27 protein-coding genes are annotated in these 25,777 nt (G+C 50.0%); 15 read left to right on the top strand and 12 right to left on the bottom strand.

Translation table 11 applies throughout. The features are described 5' to 3' along the window. Position 1 precedes the first annotated feature (1 nt). Positions 2 to 208 carry a hypothetical protein gene (locus tag C2U43_RS01150; protein ID WP_032945348.1) on the bottom strand — a complete coding sequence of 69 codons (207 nt, stop codon included), beginning with the start codon at positions 206 to 208 and terminating at the stop codon, positions 2 to 4. A gap of 292 nt (positions 209 to 500) precedes the next feature. On the opposite strand from C2U43_RS01150, the gene C2U43_RS01145 reads away from it, so the two are divergent. From C2U43_RS01145 to trmL, 5 genes are all read left to right on the top strand, one after another. After that, positions 501 to 863 (top strand): YibL family ribosome-associated protein, encoded by a 363-nt coding sequence (locus tag C2U43_RS01145; RefSeq protein ID WP_008786458.1) that lies wholly within the window; start codon positions 501 to 503, stop codon positions 861 to 863. Positions 864 to 1,125: 262 nt separating this feature from the next. Beyond that, a complete protein-coding gene (gene lldP, locus C2U43_RS01140) occupies positions 1,126 to 2,781 on the top strand; it encodes an L-lactate permease (RefSeq protein WP_103284578.1) in 1,656 nt (551 codons plus the stop codon). Next, positions 2,778 to 3,554: a transcriptional regulator LldR gene (gene lldR, locus C2U43_RS01135; RefSeq protein ID WP_003024170.1), complete on the top strand. Its 777-nt coding sequence runs from the start codon at positions 2,778 to 2,780 to the stop codon at positions 3,552 to 3,554. Before lldP ends, lldR begins: the two co-directional genes overlap by 4 nt. Beyond that, positions 3,551 to 4,741: an FMN-dependent L-lactate dehydrogenase LldD gene (gene lldD / locus C2U43_RS01130; RefSeq protein WP_008786460.1), complete on the top strand. Its 1,191-nt coding sequence runs from the start codon at positions 3,551 to 3,553 to the stop codon at positions 4,739 to 4,741. Before lldR ends, lldD begins: the two co-directional genes overlap by 4 nt. Before the next feature lie 40 nt (positions 4,742 to 4,781). Continuing rightward, positions 4,782 to 5,255 (top strand): tRNA (uridine(34)/cytosine(34)/5-carboxymethylaminomethyluridine(34)-2'-O)-methyltransferase TrmL, encoded by a 474-nt coding sequence (gene trmL / locus C2U43_RS01125; protein ID WP_048237006.1) that lies wholly within the window; start codon positions 4,782 to 4,784, stop codon positions 5,253 to 5,255. Between the two features lie 181 nt (positions 5,256 to 5,436). On the opposite strand, the gene cysE is transcribed toward trmL, so the two are convergent. From cysE to C2U43_RS01095, 5 genes are all read right to left on the bottom strand, one after another. Continuing rightward, positions 5,437 to 6,258, bottom strand: a complete 822-nt coding sequence (cysE, locus tag C2U43_RS01115; protein WP_003024160.1) for a serine O-acetyltransferase — start codon at positions 6,256 to 6,258, stop codon at positions 5,437 to 5,439. Positions 6,259 to 6,335: 77 nt separating this feature from the next. Beyond that, positions 6,336 to 7,355 (bottom strand): NAD(P)H-dependent glycerol-3-phosphate dehydrogenase, encoded by a 1,020-nt coding sequence (gene gpsA, locus C2U43_RS01110; protein WP_008786462.1) that lies wholly within the window; start codon positions 7,353 to 7,355, stop codon positions 6,336 to 6,338. Then, positions 7,355 to 7,822: a protein-export chaperone SecB gene (gene secB, locus C2U43_RS01105; protein WP_003024155.1), complete on the bottom strand. Its 468-nt coding sequence runs from the start codon at positions 7,820 to 7,822 to the stop codon at positions 7,355 to 7,357. Before secB ends, gpsA begins: the two co-directional genes overlap by 1 nt. A 46-nt stretch (positions 7,823 to 7,868) precedes the next feature. Next, a complete protein-coding gene (grxC, locus tag C2U43_RS01100) occupies positions 7,869 to 8,120 on the bottom strand; it encodes a glutaredoxin 3 (RefSeq protein ID WP_003024152.1) in 252 nt (83 codons plus the stop codon). Between the two features lie 52 nt (positions 8,121 to 8,172). Further along, positions 8,173 to 8,604, bottom strand: a complete 432-nt coding sequence (locus C2U43_RS01095; RefSeq protein ID WP_003024148.1) for a rhodanese-like domain-containing protein — start codon at positions 8,602 to 8,604, stop codon at positions 8,173 to 8,175. A 248-nt stretch (positions 8,605 to 8,852) separates the two neighbouring features. Here C2U43_RS01095 and gpmM point away from each other — a divergent pair, with 248 nt between their 5' ends. Genes gpmM through C2U43_RS01075 form a run of 3 tightly spaced genes read left to right on the top strand, consistent with a single transcriptional unit; the run spans position 8,853 to position 12,629 of the window. Beyond that, entirely contained in the window at positions 8,853 to 10,397 is a 1,545-nt protein-coding gene (gene gpmM / locus C2U43_RS01085; RefSeq protein ID WP_103284575.1) for a 2,3-bisphosphoglycerate-independent phosphoglycerate mutase, read from the top strand. A gap of 33 nt (positions 10,398 to 10,430) precedes the next feature. Next, the gene (envC, locus tag C2U43_RS01080; RefSeq protein WP_233899628.1) at positions 10,431 to 11,690 is read left to right on the top strand and encodes a murein hydrolase activator EnvC; all 1,260 of its coding nucleotides are present in this window, start codon (positions 10,431 to 10,433) and stop codon (positions 11,688 to 11,690) included. A 3-nt stretch (positions 11,691 to 11,693) separates the two neighbouring features. Then, positions 11,694 to 12,629 carry a divergent polysaccharide deacetylase family protein gene (locus tag C2U43_RS01075; protein ID WP_003024138.1) on the top strand — a complete coding sequence of 312 codons (936 nt, stop codon included), beginning with the start codon at positions 11,694 to 11,696 and terminating at the stop codon, positions 12,627 to 12,629. On the opposite strand, the gene C2U43_RS01070 is transcribed toward C2U43_RS01075, so the two are convergent. From C2U43_RS01070 to kbl, 3 genes are all read right to left on the bottom strand, one after another. Beyond that, entirely contained in the window at positions 12,630 to 13,667 is a 1,038-nt protein-coding gene (locus C2U43_RS01070) for a glycosyltransferase (protein ID WP_048215306.1), read from the bottom strand. It abuts the gene before it with no gap. Between the two features lie 182 nt (positions 13,668 to 13,849). After that, complete coding sequence (gene tdh / locus C2U43_RS01065) at positions 13,850 to 14,875, bottom strand: L-threonine 3-dehydrogenase (protein WP_003024132.1); 1,026 nt, start codon at positions 14,873 to 14,875, stop codon at positions 13,850 to 13,852. A 9-nt stretch (positions 14,876 to 14,884) separates the two neighbouring features. Continuing rightward, positions 14,885 to 16,081, bottom strand: coding sequence for a glycine C-acetyltransferase (kbl, locus tag C2U43_RS01060; protein ID WP_003827313.1), 1,197 nt, complete (start codon positions 16,079 to 16,081; stop codon positions 14,885 to 14,887). A 214-nt stretch (positions 16,082 to 16,295) separates the two neighbouring features. Here kbl and rfaD point away from each other — a divergent pair, with 214 nt between their 5' ends. The 7 genes from rfaD (at position 16,296) to C2U43_RS01025 (ending at position 23,682) form a co-directional block, all read left to right on the top strand. Beyond that, a complete protein-coding gene (gene rfaD / locus C2U43_RS01055; protein ID WP_048227317.1) occupies positions 16,296 to 17,276 on the top strand; it encodes an ADP-glyceromanno-heptose 6-epimerase in 981 nt (326 codons plus the stop codon). 79 nt (positions 17,277 to 17,355) lie between these two features. Then, complete coding sequence (gene rfaF, locus C2U43_RS01050) at positions 17,356 to 18,402, top strand: ADP-heptose--LPS heptosyltransferase RfaF (RefSeq protein ID WP_071446339.1); 1,047 nt, start codon at positions 17,356 to 17,358, stop codon at positions 18,400 to 18,402. A gap of 3 nt (positions 18,403 to 18,405) precedes the next feature. Continuing rightward, complete coding sequence (gene rfaC / locus C2U43_RS01045) at positions 18,406 to 19,374, top strand: lipopolysaccharide heptosyltransferase RfaC (RefSeq protein WP_103284573.1); 969 nt, start codon at positions 18,406 to 18,408, stop codon at positions 19,372 to 19,374. A gap of 16 nt (positions 19,375 to 19,390) precedes the next feature. Further along, positions 19,391 to 20,674, top strand: a complete 1,284-nt coding sequence (locus C2U43_RS01040; RefSeq protein WP_182315596.1) for an O-antigen ligase family protein — start codon at positions 19,391 to 19,393, stop codon at positions 20,672 to 20,674. Continuing rightward, positions 20,667 to 21,680, top strand: coding sequence for a glycosyltransferase family 2 protein (locus C2U43_RS01035; protein WP_103284571.1), 1,014 nt, complete (start codon positions 20,667 to 20,669; stop codon positions 21,678 to 21,680). The genes C2U43_RS01040 and C2U43_RS01035 overlap by 8 nt, the downstream gene beginning before the upstream one ends. Position 21,681: 1 nt before the next feature. Next, complete coding sequence (rfaQ, locus tag C2U43_RS01030; protein ID WP_103284570.1) at positions 21,682 to 22,737, top strand: lipopolysaccharide core heptosyltransferase RfaQ; 1,056 nt, start codon at positions 21,682 to 21,684, stop codon at positions 22,735 to 22,737. Beyond that, positions 22,738 to 23,682, top strand: coding sequence for a glycosyltransferase family 8 protein (locus C2U43_RS01025; RefSeq protein WP_103284569.1), 945 nt, complete (start codon positions 22,738 to 22,740; stop codon positions 23,680 to 23,682). Positions 23,683 to 23,708: 26 nt separating this feature from the next. Here C2U43_RS01025 and C2U43_RS01020 read toward each other — a convergent pair whose 3' ends face one another. Genes C2U43_RS01020 through C2U43_RS01015 form a run of 3 tightly spaced genes read right to left on the bottom strand, consistent with a single transcriptional unit; the run spans position 23,709 to position 25,770 of the window. Continuing rightward, the gene (locus C2U43_RS01020) at positions 23,709 to 24,701 is read right to left on the bottom strand and encodes a glycosyltransferase family 8 protein (protein WP_103284568.1); all 993 of its coding nucleotides are present in this window, start codon (positions 24,699 to 24,701) and stop codon (positions 23,709 to 23,711) included. Between the two features lie 47 nt (positions 24,702 to 24,748). Next, entirely contained in the window at positions 24,749 to 24,937 is a 189-nt protein-coding gene (locus C2U43_RS29690; protein ID WP_233899560.1) for a glycosyltransferase family 8 C-terminal domain-containing protein, read from the bottom strand. Continuing rightward, entirely contained in the window at positions 24,877 to 25,770 is an 894-nt protein-coding gene (locus tag C2U43_RS01015) for a glycosyltransferase family 8 protein (RefSeq protein WP_233899559.1), read from the bottom strand. Before C2U43_RS01015 ends, C2U43_RS29690 begins: the two co-directional genes overlap by 61 nt. Positions 25,771 to 25,777 lie beyond the last annotated feature (7 nt).

Here is a 25,777-nt window from a genome sequence, read left to right as displayed (position 1 = left end):
CTTATTTCTCTTCCTGCTGCGGTCGATACAGCTGCCGATAGTACGCCAGACGTTGCAGATACAGCTGCGCGTTTTCCTGCGGTATTTCTGAAGGGACAACGTTGCGCGGCGGTGTTTTATTCAAATATTCGCGAAAAGCCTGGCTTGAAGCCATAAAATCGACAGTTTTATCAATCAGGATTGAAACGTTCTCACCTATTTTCGCCATAATCTTCCCTCCTCCATGTATTAACCGCGCTCAGCCTGTGCGGTTGATCATTTAAGTTTAGGATCAGTTGGGTGTTTATATTGAGGAAAACGTGCTTCACCACGAACACGCCAATAAAAAGCACCATGGTCGATCTTATCGCTTAAAATTCCTTGTTAATCAATGTAGTAACATTATCATTAGCTAATTAATACTTACGGTATTTGATTATTTATCTTCGAGCAGTTGTGAATATTCCCGCTCTGCGCGCATACTATAGGGCATTCATCCTATTTTTATCAGAAGCTATCCTATGAAAGAAGTCGAAAAAAACGAAATTAAACGCCTGAGCGATCGTCTGGACGCTATTCGCCACCAGCAGGCAGACCTGTCCCTGGTTGAAGCCGCCGACAAATACGCCGAGCTGGAAAAAGAGAAAGAAACTCTGGAAGCCGAGATCGCACGCCTGCGTGAAGTTCACGGCCAGAAGCTGAGTAAAGAAGCGCAAAAGCTGACAAAACTTCCGTTCCGTCGGGCCATCACCAAAAAAGAGCAGGCTGACATGGGCAAACTGAAGAAAAGCGTGCGCGGCCTGATCGTCGTCCACCCGATGACCGAGCTTGGCCGTGAAATGGGCCTGAAAGAGATGACGGGCTTCGCGAAGAGCGAGTTCTAATCTCCCACCGGGCAACATCCGCTTGCCCGGTCCTTCATTTCCCCTCGCAATTGGCCCTACCAATTTTAGCCAGATCCTACCAGCACCTCACATTTCATTAAAATGTGCGTACAATACCGTTGCCAATAAATAACATTTGATTAACCATTCATTGTCATTACCCCTACACAACAATATTGGCAGGGCCACTTTTACACATAGTGTGACGAAGATTTGAGCAAAGACTCATTCCATTATGTCAGCGGCCCCCAGGAGACCTGCAATGAATCTCTGGCAACAGAACTACGACCCGGCCGGTAATATCTGGCTTTCCAGCCTGATCGCATCGCTCCCTATCCTGTTCTTTTTCTTCGCCCTGATTAAGCTCAAGCTGAAAGGCTATGTTGCGGCGTCATGGACGGTGGTGATCGCTTTATCGGTCGCCCTGCTGTTTTACAAAATGCCGGTCGATCACGCTCTGGCATCCGTAGTGTACGGTTTCTTCTACGGTCTGTGGCCAATTGCCTGGATCATTATCGCCGCGGTATTCGTCTATAAAATCTCGGTGAAGACCGGGCAGTTCGACATTATCCGATCATCGATACTCTCGATTACCCCAGACCAGCGTCTGCAAATGCTGATTGTTGGTTTCTCCTTTGGGGCATTCCTCGAGGGAGCGGCAGGCTTTGGCGCTCCGGTAGCGATTACCGCCGCACTGCTGGTTGGTCTTGGCTTTAACCCGCTGTATGCGGCAGGTTTGTGCCTGATCGTAAATACCGCGCCGGTCGCTTTTGGCGCAATGGGCATTCCGATTCTGGTTGCCGGTCAGGTTACCGGACTGGACAGCTTCGAGATTGGCCAGATGGTAGGTCGTCAACTGCCGTTCCTGACCATTATCGTGCTGTTCTGGATTATGGCGATTATGGATGGCTGGCGTGGTGTCAAAGAAACCTGGCCTGCGGTGATGGTCGCTGGCGGCTCGTTTGCTATCGCACAGTACCTCAGCTCTAACTTTATCGGGCCGGAACTGCCGGACATCATCTCTTCTCTGGTCTCACTGGTGTGTCTGACGCTGTTCCTGAAACGCTGGCAGCCGGTACGCATCTTCCGTTTTGGCGATATGGGCGCTTCGCAGGTCGATATGGATCTGTCACGCACCCGCTACACCGCTGGGCAGGTGGTACGCGCCTGGTCACCGTTTCTGTTTCTGACCGCTACCGTCACGCTGTGGAGCATACCGCCGTTTAAAGTGCTGTTTGCGCCAGGCGGCGCGATGTACCACTGGGTGGTCAATATTCCGGTTCCGTTCCTCGACAAGCTGGTTGCCCGTATGCCACCGGTCGTACACGAAGCTACAGCCTACGCGGCGGTGTACAAATTTGACTGGTTCTCCGCGACCGGTACCGCAATACTGTTTGCCGCCCTGCTGTCTATCGTCTGGCTGAAAATGAAGCCATCTGCTGCGCTGCAGACCTTTGGTAGCACGCTGAAAGATCTGGCGCTGCCTATCTACTCCATCGGGATGGTGCTGGCGTTCGCGTTTATCTCTAACTACTCCGGGCTTTCATCCACCCTGGCACTGGCCCTGGCACATACCGGCAGCGCATTTACCTTCTTCTCGCCGTTCCTTGGCTGGCTGGGGGTATTCCTGACCGGGTCCGACACCTCATCAAACGCATTGTTCGCCGCCCTGCAGGCCACGGCCGCTCAGCAAATCGGCGTTTCGGATGTGCTGATGGTGGCCGCAAATACCACCGGCGGCGTGACCGGCAAGATGATCTCTCCACAATCTATCGCTATCGCCTGTGCGGCAGTGGGATTAGTGGGGAAAGAGTCTGATCTGTTCCGCTTTACCGTGAAGCACAGCCTGATTTTCACCTGCATGGTGGGTGTGATTACCACACTGCAGGCCTATGTCTTAACCTGGATGATTCCATGATAGTGATGCCCAGACGCCTGTCAGACGAGGTCGCATCTCGTGTGCGGGCGCTGATTGAAGAACAACAGCTGGAGGCGGGCATGAAGTTGCCCGCTGAGCGCCAACTGGCCGTACAGCTCGGCGTATCGCGCAACTCGCTGCGCGAGGCGCTGGCGAAACTGGTGAGCGAAGGCGTGTTGATTAGCCGTCGTGGCGGCGGGACGTTTATCCGCTGGCAGCATGAGGCATGGTCTGAACAAAACATCGTTCAGCCGCTGAAAACTCTGCTGGCAGACGACCCTGATTACAGTTTCGATATTCTGGAAGCCCGCCACGCCATCGAAGCCAGCACCGCCTGGCATGCAGCTATGCGTGCCACTGCTGCCGACAAAGAGAAGATCAGACTCTGTTTCGAGGCCACACAAAGCGAAGATCCAGATCTCGCCTCGCAGGCAGACGTTCGCTTTCATCTCGCCATTGCGGAAGCCTCGCACAACGTGGTGCTGTTACAGACCATGCGCGGTTTCTTCGACGTATTACAGTCTTCGGTGAAACAGAGCCGTCAGCGTATGTACCTTGTGCCGCCCGTATTTTCGCAACTGACGGCGCAGCATCAGGCCGTCCTGGATGCGATTGTTGCCGGAGATGCCGACGGAGCGCGTAAAGCAATGATGGCGCACCTCAGTTTTGTCCACACCACGATTAAACGATTTGATGAAGATCAGGCCCGCCAGGCGCGTATCACCCGCCTGCCCGGTGACCCTGGTGAGAATAGCAGGGAGAACAACACATGATTATTTCAGCAGCCAGCGACTATCGCGCCGCAGCCCAGCGCATCCTACCCCCCTTCTTGTTCCACTATATAGACGGTGGGGCGTATGCAGAGCACACTCTGCGCCGTAACGTGGCAGACCTGTCTGAAGTGGCACTTCGCCAGCGCGTGCTGAAGAATATGTCCGACCTGAGCCTGGAGACAAAGCTGTTCAACGAAACGCTCTCCATGCCGGTGGCCCTTGCACCTGTCGGTCTGTGCGGCATGTACGCGCGCCGGGGCGAAGTTCAGGCCGCCGCCGCCGCTGATGCCAAAGGCATTCCATTTACGCTTTCCACGGTATCCGTATGTCCGATTGAAGAAGTCGCCCCAACCATCAAACGTCCGATGTGGTTTCAGCTATATGTTCTGCGCGATCGTGGCTTTATGCGCAACGCGCTGGAGCGCGCCAAAGCGGCGGGTTGCTCCACGCTGGTCTTTACCGTCGATATGCCAACCCCTGGTGCACGCTACCGTGACGCCCATTCCGGGATGAGCGGCCCAAATGCCGCACTACGCCGCTACTGGCAGGCAGTCACCCATCCACAGTGGGCATGGGACGTTGGCCTGAACGGTCGCCCACATGATTTAGGTAATATCTCGACTTATCTTGGTAAACCTACCGGTCTTGAGGATTACATCGGCTGGCTGGCGAATAATTTCGATCCGTCGATTTCCTGGAAAGACCTCGAGTGGATCCGCGAATTTTGGGATGGTCCGATGGTGATCAAAGGGATCCTCGATCCCGAAGATGCCCGAGACGCCGTACGCTTTGGTGCGGACGGCATCGTTGTCTCTAACCACGGTGGTCGCCAGTTAGACGGCGTGCTGTCTTCAGCTCGCGCGTTACCCGCTATTGCCGATGCGGTAAAAGGCGATATCACCATTCTGGCAGACAGTGGGATCCGCAACGGTCTGGACGTCGTACGTATGATTGCGCTGGGCGCGGATAGTGTTCTGCTGGGACGTGCTTATCTGTACGCGCTGGCCACCCACGGTCAGGCCGGGGTGGCGAATCTGCTGAATCTGATCGAGAAAGAGATGAAGGTGGCAATGACCCTTACCGGGGCGAAATCGATTAGCGAAATCAGCCGTGATTCGCTGGTACAGGAACTGGGCAAACAGGTGGCTGACTACCCGATGCAGCCCAAACGTGGAAATGCGGCGTAAACGTTAATTTGCTATGCTGCCCCGTACTTAAGGGGGCAGCATGCTAAACATCGTTTTATTCGAACCAGAAATCCCGCCAAATACCGGCAATATTATCCGTCTTTGCGCCAACACCGGCTTTCGTCTGCATATTATTGAGCCAATGGGCTTTACCTGGGACGACAAGCGCCTGCGTCGCGCGGGGCTGGATTACCATGAATTTACCGCTGTGCTACGCCACCCTGATTACGCCGCCTTCGTCGCCGCAGAAAATCCGCAACGTCTGTTTGCCCTGACCACCAAAGGTACGCCAGCGCATAGCGCGGTAAGCTATCAGGATGGGGATTATCTGATGTTTGGCCCGGAAACTCGCGGTCTGCCAGCCAGCATCCTCGACGCGCTGCCTGCCGAACAAAAAATTCGTATTCCGATGATGCCGGACAGTCGCAGCATGAACCTGTCGAATGCGGTGTCGGTGGTGGTGTATGAGGCCTGGCGCCAGTTAGGTTATCCCGGCGCGATATTGCGTAGTTGATTTTTGTCGGATGGCGGCTGACGCCTTATCCGACCTACGAAAGAATTTACCGTTATTTTTCGAGCGTTATCGGCGCAGTCAGGTTGGACATGGACTGCGCTTGCCGACCTGCGCGTATACGTAGTACGTGAGGATGGCGAGCACAGCCCGGGTTCAAGATGACAAGTAAGATAGCTCGAAATCAGATTCCATCGCCGTATTCGAAAGTATGATGAATCCCGTTGAAATGCTGATCCATATCCATAGACGGCTTATCGCTGTCTGGCTTACCGACGATGCGCGCCGGTACGCCTGCGGCGGTGGTATGCGGCGGTACGGGCTGTAGCACGACCGAACCTGCGCCAATCTTTGCGCCGCGCCCGACTTCAATGTTGCCGAGAATTTTTGCTCCCGCGCCGATCATCACGCCTTCACGAATTTTCGGGTGGCGGTCACCGCCGGCTTTACCGGTCCCGCCCAGCGTGACGGATTGCAGAATAGAGACGTCGTTTTCAATCACCGCGGTTTCACCAACCACAATGCCGGTGGCGTGATCGAGCATAATCCCACGGCCAATTTTTGCCGCCGGATGAATATCTACCTGGAAGGTAACGGACACCTGATTTTGCAGGAAGATCGCCAGCGCCTGACGCCCCTGATGCCACAGCCAGTGACCGATACGGTAGGCCTGAAGCGCATGAAAGCCCTTCAGATACAGCAGTGGAGTGGAATATTTATCGACAGCCGGGTCACGCGTGCGTACTGCCTGAATATCGCAGGCCGCTGAGGCAATCATTTCAGGATCGGCCGCATAGGCCTCTTCTACGACTTCGCGAATCGCAATGGCGGGCATGATTGGAGAAGCGAGTTTATTCGCCAGCATATAGCTTAGCGCACTGCCGAGATTTTCATGCTTGAGCAGCGTTGCGTGGTAAAAACTGGCCAGCATTGGCTCACATTCCGCCAGTGCCCGGGCTTCCGCTTTAATGTTTTTCCAGACGATATCCAGTTCTTCACACGGCATTGCGTACTCCAGAAGGTAGCAAAACGACCGATCCGTTCTTCGCGGATCGGGTCGTTATATTCAACAGTTCCTTACAGCTAGTGGCGACTCAGCTCGTCCTTGCGTGCACGGCCTAATAACGTCAATGCTGCCTCGCGCGCGTTTTTTCCGCAATACAATACTTGATAAATTTCCTCGGTTATTGGCATCTCAACACCAAAACGGTGCGCCAATTCACGAACTTCTTTCGTATTGCGATAGCCTTCAACCACTTGGCCAATCTTGTCCTGCGCACCCTGCACGTCCATCCCCTGGCCGAGCATCATGCCAAAACGACGGTTGCGCGACTGGTTGTCGGTACAGGTCAGCACCAGATCGCCTAAACCCGCCATCCCCATAAAGGTGGCAGGATCGGCCCCCAGCGCCGCACCAAGACGAGACATTTCGGTCAACCCACGGGTGATCAATGCGGTTCGTGCATTCGCGCCGAAACCGATGCCGTCAGACATCCCCGCACCAATGGCAATGACGTTTTTCACCGCACCGCCAAGCTGTACGCCAATGAAATCCGGATTGCTGTATACGCGGAAGCTTTTGCCGCAGTGCAGCAACTGCTGGAGATCGTCAGCAAAGGTGTCGTCCGTCGAGGCCAGAGAAATCGCCGTCGGCATGCCCGCAGCCAACTCTTTGGCGAACGTCGGGCCGGAAATAACCGCCAGTGGAATTGAGTCCCCCAGCGCTTCACGCGCGACGTCCTGCAGCAGACGCCCTGTTTCCGCTTCCAGACCTTTTGTCGCCCAGACCAGTCGTGCGTCAGGACGCATCAATGGTTTGATGTTACGCAGCACTTCGCCAAAGACGTGGCTCGGCACCACCACCAGAATATTACGACTGGCGGCCAGTGCAGTGGCTAAATCACTTTCCAGGCGCAGCGTGTCGGGAAAAGGCACATCAGGAAGGAACGCGACGTTGCAGCGATCGTGCTCGAGAGTCGCGATATGTTTAGGATCATGGCCCCACAGGACAACCTGATGGCCATTTCTTGCCAGGGTGATGGCAAGAGCGGTGCCGTACGAGCCGGCACCAATCACAGTCATTGAAGCATTACTTTGGTTCATCAGGCATCCTGATGTTCTTCAGTACCTTCGCCAGCCTGCTGCTGTAAATAGTTCATGAACAGCGCATCAAAGTTGACCGGCGCAAGGTTCAGTTGCGGGAACGTACCGCGTGAAACCAGGCTGGTGATGCATTCGCGGGCATACGGGAACAGAATGTTCGGGCAGTATGCGCCCAGGCAATGCGCCATCTGAGTCCCTTCGATACCACTGATGGAGAAAATACCGCCCTGCTGAACTTCGCACAGGAACGCAGTTTCTTCACCCAGGGAAGCCGTTACGGTGACACGCAGCACTACTTCATACACGTCATCTGCCAGTTGGGTAGATGCGGTATCAAGATCCAGTTTAACCTCTGGCTGCCAATCTTTCTGGAAAACATGCGGTGCATTTGGCGCTTCGAAAGACACATCCTTGGTATAAATACGTTGGATCTGGAAAGCCATTTCAGTGTTATTTTGTTCTGACATGTTGAGAAAACCCTTTAGTGTTGTCCTTTAAATACTTCGGTACGCCTTAACGCAGCAGCGGATCCAGTCCACCACGCGCATCCAACGCATACAAGTCGTCACAACCACCAATGTGCTGTGCATCAATAAAAATCTGCGGAACCGTAGTACGGCCACTGCGCTTGATCATTTCTTCACGCTTCACGGCATCGCCGTCAATCGGAAGCTCCTGGAAACTCACACCCTTGCTGTTCAGGAGCGCCTTTGCGCGATGGCAAAACGGGCAGGTTGCTTTGGTATAGATCTCAATATTGGCCATGACTTATCTCCAGTGTTCTTTTTACCCTGCGGCATGAAAGAAGACGGGTAAATTACTTGCCGCGAACCAGTGGCAGATTCTCACCACTCCAGCCCGCTACGCCATCTTTCAGTACAGACACCTGCTCAAAACCGGCTTTGATCAGCGCAGTTGCTGAATCCTGGCACTGCATGCCTGAGCCATCAACCACAATAACAGGTTTGTTTTTGTGTTTTTCCAGTTCGCCAAAGTTGTTGGCTTTGATTTCGCTCGGCAGCAGGTTCGTAGAGCCAGCGATATGACCTTTGCGGAAGTCGTCGCGCTGACGTAAATCCACGACAACGGCGTCTTCTTTATTGATGAGACGTGTGGCTTCTCCGCGCGTAATCACCTTCACTTTGGAAGTCAGGCTCTTAAACGTGGTAAATAATACAGCCGCCAGTAACGCAATCCAGGCGATACTCAATACAGGGTGGCGACTAACAAATTGCATAATTTCTTGCATGGGGGGTAACAACTCCCGACTCAGTGATTAAAAAAACCAGGAAAGGAGTATACCTGCGCGTTGGCGCAAATACAGCCAGAGCGTGCATTGGATTGCATTTTTGCGGGGCGCTACGGAAAAAAAAACCTAAAACCACGCCCTCTGCGGCGCGCTCTGGTCGATTATTTGATCTTCCGGGGCTACTTTATCGATTCAGCTGTAGTAAAATTACGCAATTATTTTTATCTATTAAGTGTGAGGTTGTCGCAATGTCGGTTTCTAAAAAACCTATGGTACTGGTGATTCTGGATGGCTATGGCTATCGCGAAGACAGCCAGGATAACGCCATCTTTAATGCCAAAACCCCGGTAATGGATGCCCTGTGGGCAAAACGTCCGCATACCCTGATTGATGCGTCTGGCCTGGAAGTTGGCCTGCCCGATCGCCAGATGGGCAACTCCGAAGTCGGTCACGTCAACCTGGGCGCGGGCCGCATCGTGTATCAGGACCTGACCCGTCTGGATGTAGAAATTAAAGAGCGTACTTTCTTCGCTAACCCGGTGCTGACCAATGCGGTCGACCAGGCAAAAAATAGCGGCAAAGCGGTTCACATCATGGGTCTGCTCTCTGCGGGCGGTGTTCACAGCCACGAAGATCACATCATGGCGATGGTAGAAATGGCTGCTGAACGCGGGGCTGAGAAAATCTATCTGCACGCTTTCCTTGATGGCCGTGATACCCCGCCGCGCAGCGCTGAACATTCACTGCAGAAATTCGAAGAGAAATTTGCCGCGCTGGGCAAAGGCCGCGTAGCGTCCATCATCGGTCGTTACTACGCGATGGACCGTGACAACCGTTGGGATCGCGTTGAACAGGCTTATGACCTGATGACGTTGGCCAAAGGCGAGTTCCAGTTCGCTACAGCGGTTGAAGGCCTGCAGGCTGCTTATGCCCGCGACGAAAACGACGAATTCGTGAAAGCGACCGTGATCCGTGCTGAAGGCCAGGCTGAAGCCGCCATGGAAGACGGCGATACGCTGATTTTCATGAACTTCCGTGCTGACCGTGCGCGTGAAATCACTCGTGCGTTTGTTAATGCTGATTTCGACGGCTTCGCCCGTAAGAAAGTCGTTAACCTCAACTTTGTGATGCTGACCGAATACGCGGCCGACATCAAAACTGCGGTTGCTTACCCACCAGCGTCTCTGGCTAACACCCTTGGCGAGTGGATGGCGAAAAACGACAAAACGCAGCTGCGTATTTCCGAAACCGAAAAATATGCGCACGTGACCTTCTTCTTCAATGGCGGCGTAGAAGAGCCGTTCAAAGGCGAAGATCGCATCCTGATCAACTCGCCGAAAGTGGCGACCTACGATCTGCAGCCGGAGATGAGCTCTGCTGAGCTGACCGAAAAACTGGTTGCGGCGATTGAGAGCGGAAAATACGACACCATCATTTGTAACTACCCTAACGGCGACATGGTTGGTCACACCGGCGTAATGGAAGCAGCGGTTAAAGCGGTTGAAGCGCTGGATCACTGCGTTGAACAGGTCGCGAAAGCGGTTGAATCCGTTGGCGGCCAGTTGCTGATCACCGCGGACCACGGTAACGCAGAGCAGATGCGCGATCCGTCCACCGGTCAGGCGCACACTGCGCACACCAACCTGCCCGTTCCGCTGATTTATGTCGGTGGTAAGAACGTTAAAGCAGTCGAAGGCGGCAAACTTTCTGATATCGCCCCGACGATGCTGACGCTGATGGGTATGGAAATCCCGCAAGAGATGACTGGTAAGCCGCTGTTCATCGTGGAATAATCCCTCCCCATGAGGGGAAAGGCGATTAATACCATCACTCGGGCCGTGAAACCACGTAAGTTTTCAGTCAGGCCCTTGTTCTACGCCAGCGCGCTTAGCGCTGGCGTATTGCTGTGCGCCTTTTCCGCCCACGCGGACGAACGCGACCAGCTCAAATCTATTCAGGCTGATATCGCGGCAAAAGAACGCGCGGTACGCCAACAGCAACAACAACGCACCACCCTCCTCGCTCAGCTTAAAGCTCAGGAACAAGCCATCGCCGTTGCCGCAAGGCAGTTGCGCGAAACGCAAAACTCACTGGCACAGCTGAATGCGCAAATCGCAGAGATGAATGCAGCACTCGCGAAGCTGGAAAAACAGCGGGCCGCGCAAGAACGCAGCCTGGCAGCGCAGCTAGACGCAGCTTTTCGCCAGGGCGAACACACCGGCATTCAGCTCATTCTTAGCGGTGAAGAAAGCCAGCGTGGGCAACGCCTGCAGGCCTATTTCGGCTATCTGAACCAGGCGCGACAGGAAACCATCGCGCAGCTGAAACAAACCCGCGAAGAGGTCGACTCGCAAAAAGCCGAGCTGGAAGATAAGCAGAGCGAGCAGCAGACGCTACTGTACGAACAGCGCGCTCAGCAGGCTAAGCTGGAACAGGCACGTAACGAACGTCAAAAAACGCTTTCGAGTCTGGAATCATCGATTCAACAGGGTCAACAGCAACTGGGCGAAATGCGCGCCAACGAATCCCGTCTGCGCAACAGCATTGCCCGTGCCGAAGCCGCAGCCAAAGCGCGTGCGGAACGTGAAGCACGCGAGGCGCAGGCCGTGCGCGATAAGCAACAGGATGCGTCACGAAAAGGCTCAACCTATAAACCGACCGAAAGTGAAAAATCACTGATGTCGCGTACCGGCGGTTTGGGCTCGCCACGCGGTCAGGCATTCTGGCCCGTTCGTGGTCCAACGTTACATCGTTATGGCGAACAGCTGCAGGGTGAGCTACGTTGGAAGGGGATGGTTATTGGTGCATCCGAGGGCACCGAAGTTAAAGCCATTGCCGATGGTCGTGTCATTCTGGCGGACTGGCTGCAGGGCTATGGCCTGGTGGTCGTCGTTGAACACGGTAAAGGCGATATGAGCCTGTACGGTTATAACCAGAGCGCACTGGTCAGCGTCGGTACGCAGGTTCGCGCCGGGCAGCCTATAGCACTTGTGGGTAGCAGCGGCGGTCAGGGCAGGCCGGCACTCTATTTCGAAATTCGTCGCCAGGGTCAGGCGGTCAATCCACAGCCGTGGTTGGGAAGATAAGTTTTGCCACAACAATTTCGTCGTCTACTACTCTCTCTCGCCAGTCTGCTGGCCTTCGCAACACCTGTATTTGCTGGCAAACTCGCCATCGTCATTGATGATTTCGGCTATCGCCCACACACTGAAAACCAGGTACTGGCGATGCCTTCTACCATCTCCGTTGCCGTTCTGCCTAACGCCCCACATGCGCGTGAAATGGCAATCAAAGCGCATAACAGCGGGCATGAAGTCTTAATCCATCTGCCAATGGCGCCGCTGAGCAAGCAGCCGTTAGAGAAAGACACGTTACGCCCTGAAATGAGCAGCGAAGAGATTGAGCGGATTATTCGCGACGCGGTAAGCAAAGTACCGAATGCGGTCGGTCTGAACAACCATATGGGCAGCGCGATGACCTCCAGCCTGTTCGGCATGCAGAAGGTGATGCAGGCGCTGGAACGCTACGACCTCTACTTCCTGGACAGCATGACCATCGGTAACAGCCAGGCAATGCGCGCAGCGTCAGGAACCGGTGTGAAGGTCATCAAACGCAAAGTCTTCCTGGATGACACGCAAAACGAAGCCGATATTCGCCGTCAGTTTAATCGTGCCGTCGAGCTTGCGCGCCGCAACGGCTCCGCAATCGCCATTGGCCACCCTCACCCGTCTACGGTTCGCGTCCTGCAGCAGATGCTGTATAGCCTGCCAGCCGACATCACGCTGGTTCGCCCAAGCAGTTTGCTCAATGAACCACAGGTGGATACCTCCAGACCAAACCTCACACCACCGAAGAACGGTACGCCTGATGCGCCGCGTAATCCTTTCCGCGGGGTGAAATTATGCAAACCGAAACAGCCGTTAGAGCCGGTGTACGCCAGCCGCTTCTTCAGCGTGCTCGGCGAAAGCATCACCCAAAGCACGCTGGTGCAGTATATGCGCCTGCAGTGGCAGGGCTGGCAATAATCAGTCTTTACTATCCAGCGTTAAATGGGCCAGGCGGCGCGGCGTCAATGATTTATCGCGCCACTGGCTAAAACGGATAGCCCACAACAGCACCTGATAACCCAGCTTAACGCTGCAGATATTACTCACCATACGCTTGAACATACCCGATACAAATACTTCAGCAATCATGCGCTGGCGGATTTTCTCGTCCGGCTCTTTACGTATGCAATGACAAACGCGTAGCGCTTCGTAAATCACCTGCTGTTTGAATTCCGGGTAAATTGGAATGCGTCCGGCGTAGTCGTGATTCATCTTATCCAGCAGACGGGTAATTTTGATGTAGTGGCGCTGGTAAGCGAGGTTTTTCAGCCCGGTGCGCGGCAGACGGCTAACAGATGCGCCGTGCAGGAAGTATTTGTACAGCGGGACTTCCGTGTAACGCGCGCGCTTCGCATTAAACATAAACTCCGTTGTCCAGATAATATCCTGGTGGTGCAGGCCAGACAGGAAGGTCAGCCCCGCGTCGCGGATAGTCTGATGACGATAAACGCCCATCCAGACAACGTGCCGCCAACGGCGGCTGGCTAACGCTTTGCGTAACCAGTCTGGCCCGGTCATCACGCCGGTAGAACGAATACGATCGGTAGGAATGGATGCCCAGGTGTGGCCCGTCTCGGCAATACACCAGTCAGCGTTGCACTGCGCAACATCCAGGTTGTCTTTCAGCGCCATATTCATCAGCGTTTCATACATTTCCGGATAGGCAATATCATCGCCGTCTACGTACGCGATGTACTCCCCCCTGGCAACTTTCATACCGGTATTGCGCGCCGCAGAAACGCCCCCATTGCGCTGGTGCAGCAGATGAACGTGCGGATAACGATCCGCATAAGACTGAGCAAGCTCCGCAGAGTTATCCGTAGAGCCATCATTAACAATAATGATCTCCAGGTTCTTCCAGGTTTGCGCAATCAGTGAATCCATACACGCAATGAACGGCTCACCCGTGTTGTAAAGCGGCATAATGACGCTCAGGAGACCAGGGGTATAGGTCATATCAAATCCTGCCAAACAGTAGAGTTATCGGCACTTTTTAGCATATTAAGCGGTAGATTTTCAGAAAAAAATATTAATTCTTTAGCGGAAAATGCGCCGGGCAGGAGGAAGCAAAAAAGCCCCGGACGGTAATGATAATCAACATCCGGGGACAACACACAGAATCCACAGGGTGGATACGGTTAATCCCAGCTCAGGATCACTTTCCCTGACTGGCCTGAACGCATCGCGTCAAAGCCCTGCTGGAATTCATCAATGGAGAATCGATGGGTGATGATCGGCGACAAATCCAGACCAGACTGGATCAGTGCAGCCATTTTGTACCAGGTTTCAAACATCTCACGACCGTAGATACCTTTAATAAACAGTCCCTTAAAGATAACTTTCGTCCAGTCGATGGACATATCAGATGGCGGAATGCCCAGCATAGCAATACGGCCACCGTGGTTCATGGTGTCCAGCATGGCGCGAAACGCTGGCGGCGCCCCGGACATCTCCAGGCCCACATCAAATCCTTCGGTCATACCCAGTTCAGCCATCACGTCGGTCAGATTCTCTTTCGAGACATTGACCGCGCGGGTGATACCCATTTTGCGCGCCAGCTCAAGGCGATACTCATTAACGTCGGTGATCACCACGTGGCGTGCGCCAACATGCTTCGCGACCGCTGCCGCCATAATACCGATTGGACCCGCACCGGAAACCAGCACATCTTCCCCAACCAGATCGAACGACAGCGCCGTGTGCACTGCATTACCGAACGGATCGAAGATAGACGCCAGGTCGTCGGAGATATTGTCCGGGATTTTAAATGCGTTAAATGCCGGGATCACCAGGTACTCCGCAAAGCAGCCAGGGCGGTTTACACCGACACCGGTCGTATTGCGGCACAGGTGAGTACGTCCACCGCGGCAGTTACGGCAATGCCCGCAGGTGATATGACCTTCGCCTGAAACGCGATCGCCGATTTTAAAGCCTTTAACTTCCTGACCGATGCCAACAACTTCGCCGACATATTCATGCCCAACGACCATCGGTACCGGGATGGTTTTTTGCGACCATTCATCCCAGTTATAAATGTGAACGTCAGTCCCGCAGATGGCTGTTTTACGGATTTTAATCAGCAAATCGTTATGACCGACTTCCGGTTCAGGAACGTCGGTCATCCAAATGCCCTCTTCCGCTTTCAGTTTGGATAACGCTTTCATTTCACATCCTCAGGCAATAACGCCCAGTTGTTTACCAATGCGTGTGAACGCCTCAACAGCACGCGTAATCTGCTCAGGGGTATGCGCCGCAGACATCTGGGTACGGATACGCGCCTGGCCTTTTGGAACCACCGGATAGAAGAATCCGGTAACGTAAATCCCCTCTTTTTGCAGCTCGCGGGCGAATGCCTGCGCCACTACTGCATCACCCAGCATAACCGGGATGATCGCGTGATCCGCACCGGCTAACGTAAAGCCTGCGGCAGACATTTGCTCGCGGAACTGACGTGCATTCGCCCACAGGCGATCGCGCAGGTCGCTGCCAGCTTCAACCATTTCCAGCACTTTAATGGAAGCCGCAACAATCGCCGGTGCCAGTGAGTTGGAGAACAAATAAGGACGGGAACGCTGACGCAGCCACTCAACAACTTCTTTGCGCGCTGCGGTGTAACCACCGGATGCGCCGCCGAGTGCTTTACCCAGCGTACCGGTGATGATGTCCACGCGACCCATCACGTCACAGTATTCATGGGAGCCACGACCATTTTCGCCGACAAAACCGACGGCATGGGAATCATCAACCATGACCAGCGCGTCGTATTTATCCGCCAGATCGCAAACGCCTTTCAGGTTAGCGATTACCCCATCCATAGAGAACACGCCATCAGTGGCGATCAGGATATGACGAGCGCCCGCTTCACGCGCTTCTTTCAGGCGAGCTTCCAGTTCCACCATATCGTTGTTGGCGTAACGGAAACGTTTTGCTTTACACAGACGCACGCCATCAATGATAGAAGCGTGGTTCAGGGCATCGGAAATAATTGCGTCTTCTGCGCCCAGCAGCGTTTCAAACAGGCCGCCGTTGGCGTCGAAGCAGGAAGAGTAAAGGATGGCATCTTCCATACCGAGGAATGCCGCCAGTTTTTGCTCCAGTTGTTTATGGCTGTCCTGGGTACCGCAAATAAAGCGAACCGAAGCCATACCAAATCCGTGAGAATCCATACCCGCTTTTGCCGCTGCAATCAGTTCCGGATGGTTAGCCAGTCCCAGATAGTTGTTCGCACAAAAGTTAATAACGTGGCTTCCATCCGCCACGGTGATATCCGCCTGCTGGGCAGATGTAATAATGCGTTCTTCTTTAAACAATCCTTCCGCACGTGCGGTTTCGAGATCGTTCGTTAACTGTTTGTAAAAATCCCCACGCATTTCAATTCTCCAGACTGGGCAAATTTCAGCACATATTACCCAAAGCTATACGTTGATACGAGATGACGCATCATCACTTCTTCAAAATGAAGCATAAATCACGTGTACCCGCACGGCTTATCGGTGAATGGCTGAAGCCTAAGCCATGTAGTGATATGATAGAAGTATTCGTGTCTGAGATTGTCTCTGACTCCATAATTCGAAGGTTACATTTATGATCATCGTTACCGGCGGCGCGGGCTTTATCGGCAGCAACATCGTTAAGTCCCTGAATGATAAAGGCATCACCGACATCCTGGTGGTGGACAACCTGAAAGACGGCACCAAGTTTGTTAACCTGGTGGATCTGAATATTGCTGACTACATGGACAAGGAAGACTTCCTGATCCAGATTATGGCCGGGGAAGATTTCGGCGATATCGAAGCGATTTTCCACGAAGGCGCATGCTCTTCCACCACCGAGTGGGACGGCAAGTATATGATGGACAACAACTATCAATACTCCAAAGAGCTACTGCACTACTGCCTGGAGCGTGAAATCCCGTTCCTGTACGCGTCCTCTGCCGCCACCTACGGCGGTCGCACTTCTGATTTCATCGAATCCCGTGAATATGAGAAACCGCTGAACGTCTACGGCTACTCAAAATTCCTGTTCGACGAGTACGTGCGTCAGATCCTGCCAGAAGCCAATTCACAGATTGTTGGCTTCCGCTATTTCAACGTCTACGGACCGCGTGAAGGCCACAAAGGCAGCATGGCAAGCGTTGCTTTCCACCTCAACACCCAGCTTAACAATGGCGAAACGCCAAAACTGTTTGAAGGCAGTGAAAACTTCAAACGTGATTTCGTTTACGTAGGCGACGTGGCTGCGGTAAACCTGTGGTTCCTGGAAAACGGGGTTTCCGGCATCTTTAACCTCGGTACAGGTCGTGCGGAATCTTTCCAGGCCGTTGCCGATGCTACGCTGGCGTACCACAAAAAAGGCAGCATTGAGTACATTCCATTCCCGGAAAAACTGAAAGGCCGCTACCAGGCATTTACCCAGGCAGATCTGACGAACCTGCGCGCAGCGGGCTATGACAAGCCGTTTAAAACCGTCGCCGAAGGCGTCACGGAATATATGGCCTGGCTGAACCGCGACAACGCTACAAATTCACAAAATCATTCGAGCGGTATCAAGGCGGCAACTAAGTGAACCTCCGGGAGCTTACAAAAGTAAGTGACCGTAGTGAACGCAGGCAGCCAACGCAGAGACAGCTTGAAGGATGAAGTGAATGAAGATTTTGGTGGTTGGCCCGTCTTGGGTGGGCGACATGATGATGTCGCAAAGTCTCTATCGCACGCTCAAGGCGCGCTATCCCCAGGCGATAATCGACGTGATGGCACCTGCCTGGTGCCGTCCGTTATTGTCGCGCATGCCAGAAGTCAACGAAGCTATCGCCATGCCGTTGGGGCACGGCGCGCTGGAGATCGGCGAGCGCCGTAAACTCGGCCACAGTCTGCGTGAGAAGCGCTATGACCGCGCTTATGTGCTGCCTAACTCGTTTAAATCCGCTCTGGTGCCATTCTTTGCGGGTATTCCCCATCGTACCGGTTGGCGTGGCGAGATGCGCTACGGTCTGCTGAACGATGCGCGCGTACTGGATAAAGACGCATGGCCACTGATGGTCGAGCGCTATGTGGCTCTGGCTTATGATAAAGGCGTGATGCTGACGGCCAAAGATTTGCCGCAGCCTCTGCTATGGCCACAGTTGCAGGTCAGCGAGGGTGAAAAATCGCTAACCTGTAGCCAGTTCTCCCTTTCAGCCGAACGCCCCATCATCGGTTTTTGCCCTGGTGCGGAATTTGGTCCAGCGAAACGCTGGCCACATTATCACTACGCAGAGTTGGCGAAGCAGTTGATCGATGAAGGCCATCAGATTGTGCTGTTTGGCTCAGCAAAAGACCATGAAGCTGGCAATGAGATCCTGGCAACGCTGAGCACTGAACAGCAAGCCTGGTGCCGTAATCTGGCGGGCGAAACACAGCTGGAACAGGCCGTCATTCTGCTCGCCGCCTGCAAAGCGGTCGTCACCAACGATTCTGGATTAATGCACGTGGCCGCAGCACTGAACCGTCCACTGGTCGCATTGTATGGTCCAAGCAGCCCGGATTTTACGCCTCCGCTTTCCCACAAGGCACGTGTCATTCGCCTGATTACGGGGTATCACAAAGTGCGTAAGGGCGATGCGGCAGAAGGCTATCACCAGAGCCTGATTGACATCACACCCCAGCGCGTACTGGAAGAACTCAACGACCTGTTGTTACAAGAGGAAGCCTGACGGATGCGGGTTCTGATCGTTAAAACGTCGTCTATGGGCGATGTACTGCATACGTTGCCTGCATTAACCGATGCGCAGCAGGCTATTCCGGGTATTCAATTTGATTGGGTGGTGGAAGAAGGGTTCGCTCAAATCCCCTCCTGGCATTCAGCCGTTGACCGGGTTATTCCAGTAGCGATCCGTCGCTGGCGAAAAGCCTGGTTTTCAGCGCCGATTAAAGCCGAGCGTAAAGCGTTTCGTGATGCGGTGCGTTTACAGTATTATGACGCGATAATTGATGCGCAGGGTTTGGTTAAAAGTGCGGCGTTGGTGACACGTCTGGCACGTGGCATCAAGCATGGTATGGACTGGAGCACAGCCCGCGAACCGCTGGCGAGTCTGTTTTATAATCGCAAACATCACATAGCCAAACAGCAGCACGCGGTAGAACGTACCCGTGAATTGTTCGCCAAAAGTCTGGGGTATGCTAAACCGCAGTTGCAGGGTGATTACGCGATTGCGCAGCATTTTATGAATGAACATAAGGCTGATGCAGGCCAGTATGCTGTATTTCTGCACGCCACGACACGTGATGATAAGCACTGGCCAGAAGCCAACTGGCGGGAGCTGATTGGCCTGTTAAATAATACGGGCATCCGTATTAAACTCCCCTGGGGTGCCCCTCATGAAGAAGCGCGCGCCAAAAGGCTGGCAGAAGGGTTTCCCTACGTTGATGTCCTGCCGCGAATGAGTCTGGAAGATGTGGCTCGCATTCTGGCGGGGGCAAAGTTTGTGGTGTCGGTTGATACAGGATTGAGCCATTTAACCGCCGCGTTGGATCGCCCCAATATTACGTTGTATGGCCCAACGGATCCCGGACTGATTGGGGGATATGGGAAGAATCAATACACACAGCAAAGCCATTCCGGAAAATTGCAGGATCTGGATGCTAACTTAGTCAACATATCGCTAGTTGATAATAATTTGCTTTAACTTTAAGAGATGAACCATGCTTCGCCAACACATGTTTTCTCGCTTTATTTGTAGTATAAGAAATAACCCATTCGATTTTATATACTTCTTATTTTACGCTGGGATCCTGGCAACGCTTGCGATGGTGCTGGTCAATCCAGATGAAGCGCTGAAGGTATTTATTTTCTCCACGGCGCTATCTCTACCGCTTATAGGAAAAAATATAAAACATGTGTGCAGTAACAAACAAAACCTGGTTTTACCTGTTATGTTGTTGCTCTTCGGTTTACTCCAGATTATTTGGGTAGAAATATTTAAACAGCCAGGATCTGCTTTTACCGGAGCCTATAGGTCATACCAAAACGGTGGCAAAGTGATGATATTTGCCGCACTGGTTATGACCGCTTTGGCATCGCGAGAGCCATGTGCCAACAAAACTCGCATCACCAGTATCTGGACGATTCTTACAGCAATAGGTCTGTATCTATTCGCAGGCTACGAGGTCGCCGGGGCACCAGATATTATGACCTACCGTGTTGCGCTGGGCTTTGAACACCAAACCGGCACAGCCTACGCTCTGACGCTAATTGCATTATTAGCCTCTCAGGCCATTATTAATCTGCGTCTAAAACACACCGTTGCACTCTATCTGTTACATTTTTTGATATCGCTGGCAGTCATCATCACAACGCAAACTCGAGCCGCTATTTTGGTATACCCGATCCTGAGTGTCGGCCTATTCCTGATGTACTATCGTCACAACCGCACCATGCTATTAAGGGCACTGCTGGGTTTTGTAATACTGGTGGGGGCTGCTGCAATCCCCTTAAAACCAATCATTGAAAGCCGCTATCAGAACTTCCTGGTTGATCTGCACTCTTATAATCAAAACAATAGTAATACTTCTATCGGCGCGAGACTGGCGATGCAACGGGCAGGTATTGAAGCTGGGAAAGTGCACCACTGGGGACAGTCACTCGAACAACGCGGAGCAGAAATTCAGCGACTTGCGGTGCAGGACACCTCGCTGCAAGGGGCACTGGTCTTCATTGATGTCCACCTGCATAACGAAATGGTTGATACCTTCTCACTAAAAGGCATCCCTGGTGTTGTTGTGCTACTCTTGCTCTATACTGCCATGTTTTTAATAGCTTACTGGCAACGTAGTCCTCTGTTGTTCGTCGTCTCAGGCGCTATCGCAGTCTATGGCTTGAGTGATTTATTATTGTATGCCAAAGGTGAAGCCCTGAGCAGCGTGCTGGCGTTATGTGTAGCAGCAGTACTGAGCTCGAATCCAACAAGAGAACGATGCCATGGTTAACGCTTCCGGTTATTTACTGAGCATTATTATACCTACATACAACAACGCTGAACTCATCACAGCGACGTTGGCATCTATACATCAGAGCATCACTGATGATGTGGAGGTAATAATTGTTAATGATGGCTCTACGGATTTAACCGAAGAGCATATAAATGCGTTTTACCGCGAAAAAGATTGTCATAATGTTAAATATATAAGCCAAAAAAATCAGGGTGTTGCAATCACCCGTAATGTTGGGCTTGCTCATGCGACAGGGAAATATATTGGTTTTGTAGACAGTGATGATATTGTCTGCCAGAATTATTTTACAATTCTCTTGCCTAAGTTAAGAGACGAAAAATATGACATCATCGAATTTAACTTAACTCGAGATATAAACAATTTGTATAAGAACGCGCCGAAAATGGAAAACAACATTACCCAGCGCGAAATAATCTTATCAGATGACAATTACGCCCCTCTATTACCAACATTCAAGGCAGGGCAATGGCATCTGATGACAAAAATCTTTCACCGCAATATCATTGGTAGCGATAAGTTCGAGGAACATCATCGCTACGAAGACATGATTTTTTGCCCATTCCAGTATTTTAAATGCCATAAGATTCTAAAAATCGAGAATAAGTTATATTACTACCGAGTAAACGATAAAAGTATTACCGAGAACATTATTGATAGTGACGCTGACAGCATCTTCTTTGCTATGCGAAAAATGTATAACTATATTAATGAAAATAGATCCAAGCGTACTGTTGCGACATTTATGATTATCAATTGCTTTCTCGAAGGACGTAAACTTTTACGCAAGAAAAAAGGCTATTATCGCTATAGCGAGAGTATGCTAAATGACATTCAGAATGCACTTGCATGCTGCGATACGAAAATCGTTAAGAAGAAAATAATTCTGAAAATGAAATATCCCCATATCGATCGTTCTATTTCTGAAACAAGATATAAGATAATATCTGCTTGCAAAAGCTTATTCTTGCGAAAGGGATTTTAACATGTTTGAAAAAGTTGACCGGATTCTTATTTGCAAGCTCAAGTTTTATGGGGATGTTCTGCTAACTACACCTGTTATTGCCAGCATTCGGGCTCGTTATCCGCAAGCTAAGATCGATTTGCTGCTCTATAAAGATACCAAAGCAATCTTAGCCGCCCATAAAGATATCAATAATTTTTATCTGATTGAGAAAAAGCAAGGCCTGCTGTCAACAGTGAAAAATTACCTTTCAGTACGTAAACAACTGAAGAAAAATCACTACGACCTGATCGTTAACCTCACCGAACAATGGCCGATCGGCGCTCTTATAGCGTCTTTGCGTTGCCCTTCAATTGCTTTTGAGCGCGAAAAAGATCAGTGGAACCGACTTTTTACGCGAGTAACGCCATCCATTGGAACACATATTGTTGAACAAAATTTATCTATTCTAAAAGGTATCGGGTTTAGCGAAACAGAACTGAAGAAAGAGATGTCTCTTTGTTATCGCCCTGACGACTATCAACATTTAGTTACCCTACTCCCGGAATTGCCTTCACAAAAATATGTCGTTATTCAACCCACTGCCAGACAAGAGTTTAAATGCTGGGACGATGAAAAATTCGCGCATGTTATAGACCACCTTCATCGGTGTGGTCTGCATGTTTATCTTACCTGTGGGCCAGCGCTAAGTGAGCAGCAGCAGGTTCAGCGCATTGCTGAACTGTGTCAATCTTCCCCTGATCTGACGCTGGCAGGTAAAACCACCTTTTTGCAGTTGGCTGCATTGATCGATCATGCCGTTCTGTACATTGGCGTCGATTCTGCTCCTATGCATATGGCAGCGGCGCTAAAGACACCACAGGTCTGCCTGTTTGGTGCCACCAATTATCAACAGTGGAAGCCATGGTCGGATAAAGCTTTATTGATTTGGGCTGGCGATTATCATCCGATGCCTTCTCGAGATAAACTCGACAGATCTAAAAAATATCTAACATGGATACCGGAGCAAGCTGTGATTGACGCTATCGATAAGGTACTTCATGATAGTGACAATATAAAAGGTAATGAGAAAGCATAAATGGACAGCAAAAAAAACGTTATTAACATTGCTTACTGTACAGATGCCAATTATCTGGAATATGTAGCAGTGTCCATTATGTCTGTCATAATGAACAACCCGGGGCAGGATCTGTCATTCTTCGTCTTTGTCTATGACGTTACAGATGAAGAAATCAATAAACTACGTTCTACCAGTGATAAAATTCAGGTTATCAATATCGATAAGGAAGAGATTGAAAAGTATAACAATGACTTTGCAATCAAACACCTGAACCGTTCTACCTATATGCGTCTGGCCGTGCCGCGCTTACTTAAGGATAAGGTTGAACATTTTATCTATTTAGATGCTGATACACTATGTTTTGATAAGCTCAATGATATTAACAGCATTGATATTAGCAATGTCATTTGCGCTGTCAGCCATGATTCTCTCGATATTCATGATACAAAAAATGCCAAACGTCTGAACCTTAATACTGATCATTATTTCAATGCTGGTTTTTTATATATTAACATTGAAAACTGGATCAAGTATGACATTGAAAATAAAGCAAACACAGTGTTATTTGAACAAGGTAAATCCTTACCTTACTTTGATCAGGATGCACTGAACATCGCAATGAACGGTAACGTTAAATTTATTGATAAGCGATGGAATTTCTTATTTAACTGGTTCACAGACCAGCAAAAAGATACCTTTTTTTATCAAAAAGATAGCTTACCTCGCATTATTCATTTCACCGGTGGAAGGAAACCCTGGTATAAAGAACATACTGGGCTTTCACAGCAACTTTATCTTTTCTACCATCATTTCACACCATGGCGAAACACAGAAATGCGTTCTTATGCTCCACGCATGAGACCTACTGATTATCGGGTCTATTCACGCCAGGAAGCTAAAAAAGGGAATTATTACGCCTCATTCAAATGGTATTTGAAATACCTTAAGACTAAATTACGTTAATAAAAAACTCCCTTACGGGAGTTTTTTTACTTACTTTTTAATTTTTCACGCAAATAACCAATATAACTGATTACCGAGGTGAAATACTTCCCTTGTAATCTTTCATGGCGTGATTTCTTTTTATACTGTTTTGGCGTTCTGGCTGGTAGCAGTGGAACATCCGCCCACGGCGAAGCTTTCCAGGCTTCAACAAAGTACTGTGCAGAGGGATAGTCAGCCCATGAATTCCATGGTTTAGTTACACCTATATAATGGATAAGAATCGTTTCAGGCGTTATATATTCTTTATATTTTGAAAGGTTCTTGCTTTTTAATTCTTGCTTAATACCATAGATAGCATTAAATCTTCTTTCCAGAAAAATTACTTTTTTAAAGAAAAGAATATTCAAGACATCCTGATCTGGAAATGAAAGTTTGTTATTTTTGTCTAATAAGATATCAAAAGCTGCATTGATAAAATTCTGCTCTTTCCACTTTTTCAGGTTTGCAAATATGACACCTGAATTGAAATAATCTTTATTTATCTCAATATCTCTGGCAGGGCTATCATCCACATCAGTAATTACCGCTGCAACATATTCTCCAAGATCAATCTGCGTGAGTTCAAAAAGTGAACCTTTGCACATTACATCCGCATCAATGTATAAAAGTGAATCAATTTTCTCACCAAGATATTCAAAGGCAATAAATCTGAAGTACATTGCGTGTGACCAAGCGTGGCCACTTGGTAAAACCTTTAACCCATTAGCATCCATAACATAAATTGAGATGTTTGTGGAAAATTGCTCTGCTAATTTAGAAATCCGCTGCTGGTAATCAGCATCAATGTAGTCAGTAAAAAGATGAAAATGGATATTTAAATCTTTATTATTCAATAGTACCGATGTCATCGAAATTGCAGCACCAAACATAAAATTCCTGTCAACACCCCAGGCGATGTTAAGTTGTATTTTTTGTTCGGTCGGCGCTTGATTAAACTCAAGTATCTTTTTTATAGACTGATGACAATCAAAGTTCATTCGCTACACCTATTTAATCTATTATCAATAAGTTATTGTTTCTATATTCAATATGCTTTTGAATTGTTTAACTTATTTTTTATATACATTACATGACTAAGTACCGAGCGAATATATTTACGCTGCACTCTTTCATGCCGTGACTTACGTTTATACAACTTTGCCGTATTTGCATTTAACAAGGATTGTTCCGCCCATGCGGATTTTTTATATGCTTCGATGAAGAATTTAGCCACCGGATATTTAGCCCATGTATGCCATGGCTTAGTAACACACCGACATAATGGATTAAAACAGTATCATCTGTAATATAATCCTGATAAATCTTATCGTTTTTGTTTTTTAGTTCCTGATCCACACCATAAATACAGTTAAAATCTCTTCTCAGGAAAATCACATTCCCTACAAATAATATATTTAACACATCCTGGTCAAAATATAGAAGTTCCTTTTGACGTTTTTCTAAAATAGAAAATGCTTTGGTCAACAGCTTCTGTTCACGCCACACTTCGAGATTAGCAAATACCACGCCAGAGTTAAAGTAACCGTTACTCAGTTCAGGAATACCGAGTCTGTTACCGGATTTAATACGCACTTCATCAATATCATTAATAACAGCGGCATATTCTCCACAGAAATTAATCTCGGTAAGCTCGCGGAGAGATCCTTTGCAAATAACATCTGCATCAAGATACAGTACGGAGCTTAAGTCTGTGCTTAAATATTCAAATGCGAAATAACGATAGTACATTGCATAAGTCCATGCTTTTGTACTCGGTAAGTCACGAAACGCCGCGTTATCGAACACAAGAACCGTCACAGTCGTACTATACATTTGGGTCAGGCGTTTTACACTCTCCAGATAATCGTCATCTATATAGTCTGTTGCTATATAAAAGTGAATATCAATATCAGGGTTATTCACTAATACTGAGGTCATTGAAATGCCAGAGCCAAATAAAAAATTACGGTCGACACCATACGCAACACTTAGTTTTTTACTCTTCTCATGCGTAGAGCTGTCTATGACGTGTTTTTGAATAACTAGCTTCTGGAAATCAATGTTCATAATAAAA

Source organism: Citrobacter freundii complex sp. CFNIH9 (assembly GCF_002903305.1).
GTDB classification, from domain to species: domain Bacteria; phylum Pseudomonadota; class Gammaproteobacteria; order Enterobacterales; family Enterobacteriaceae; genus Citrobacter; species Citrobacter portucalensis.
Note: the sequence above shows the minus strand (reverse complement) of the source record. Positions and strands in the feature narration are given on the sequence as shown.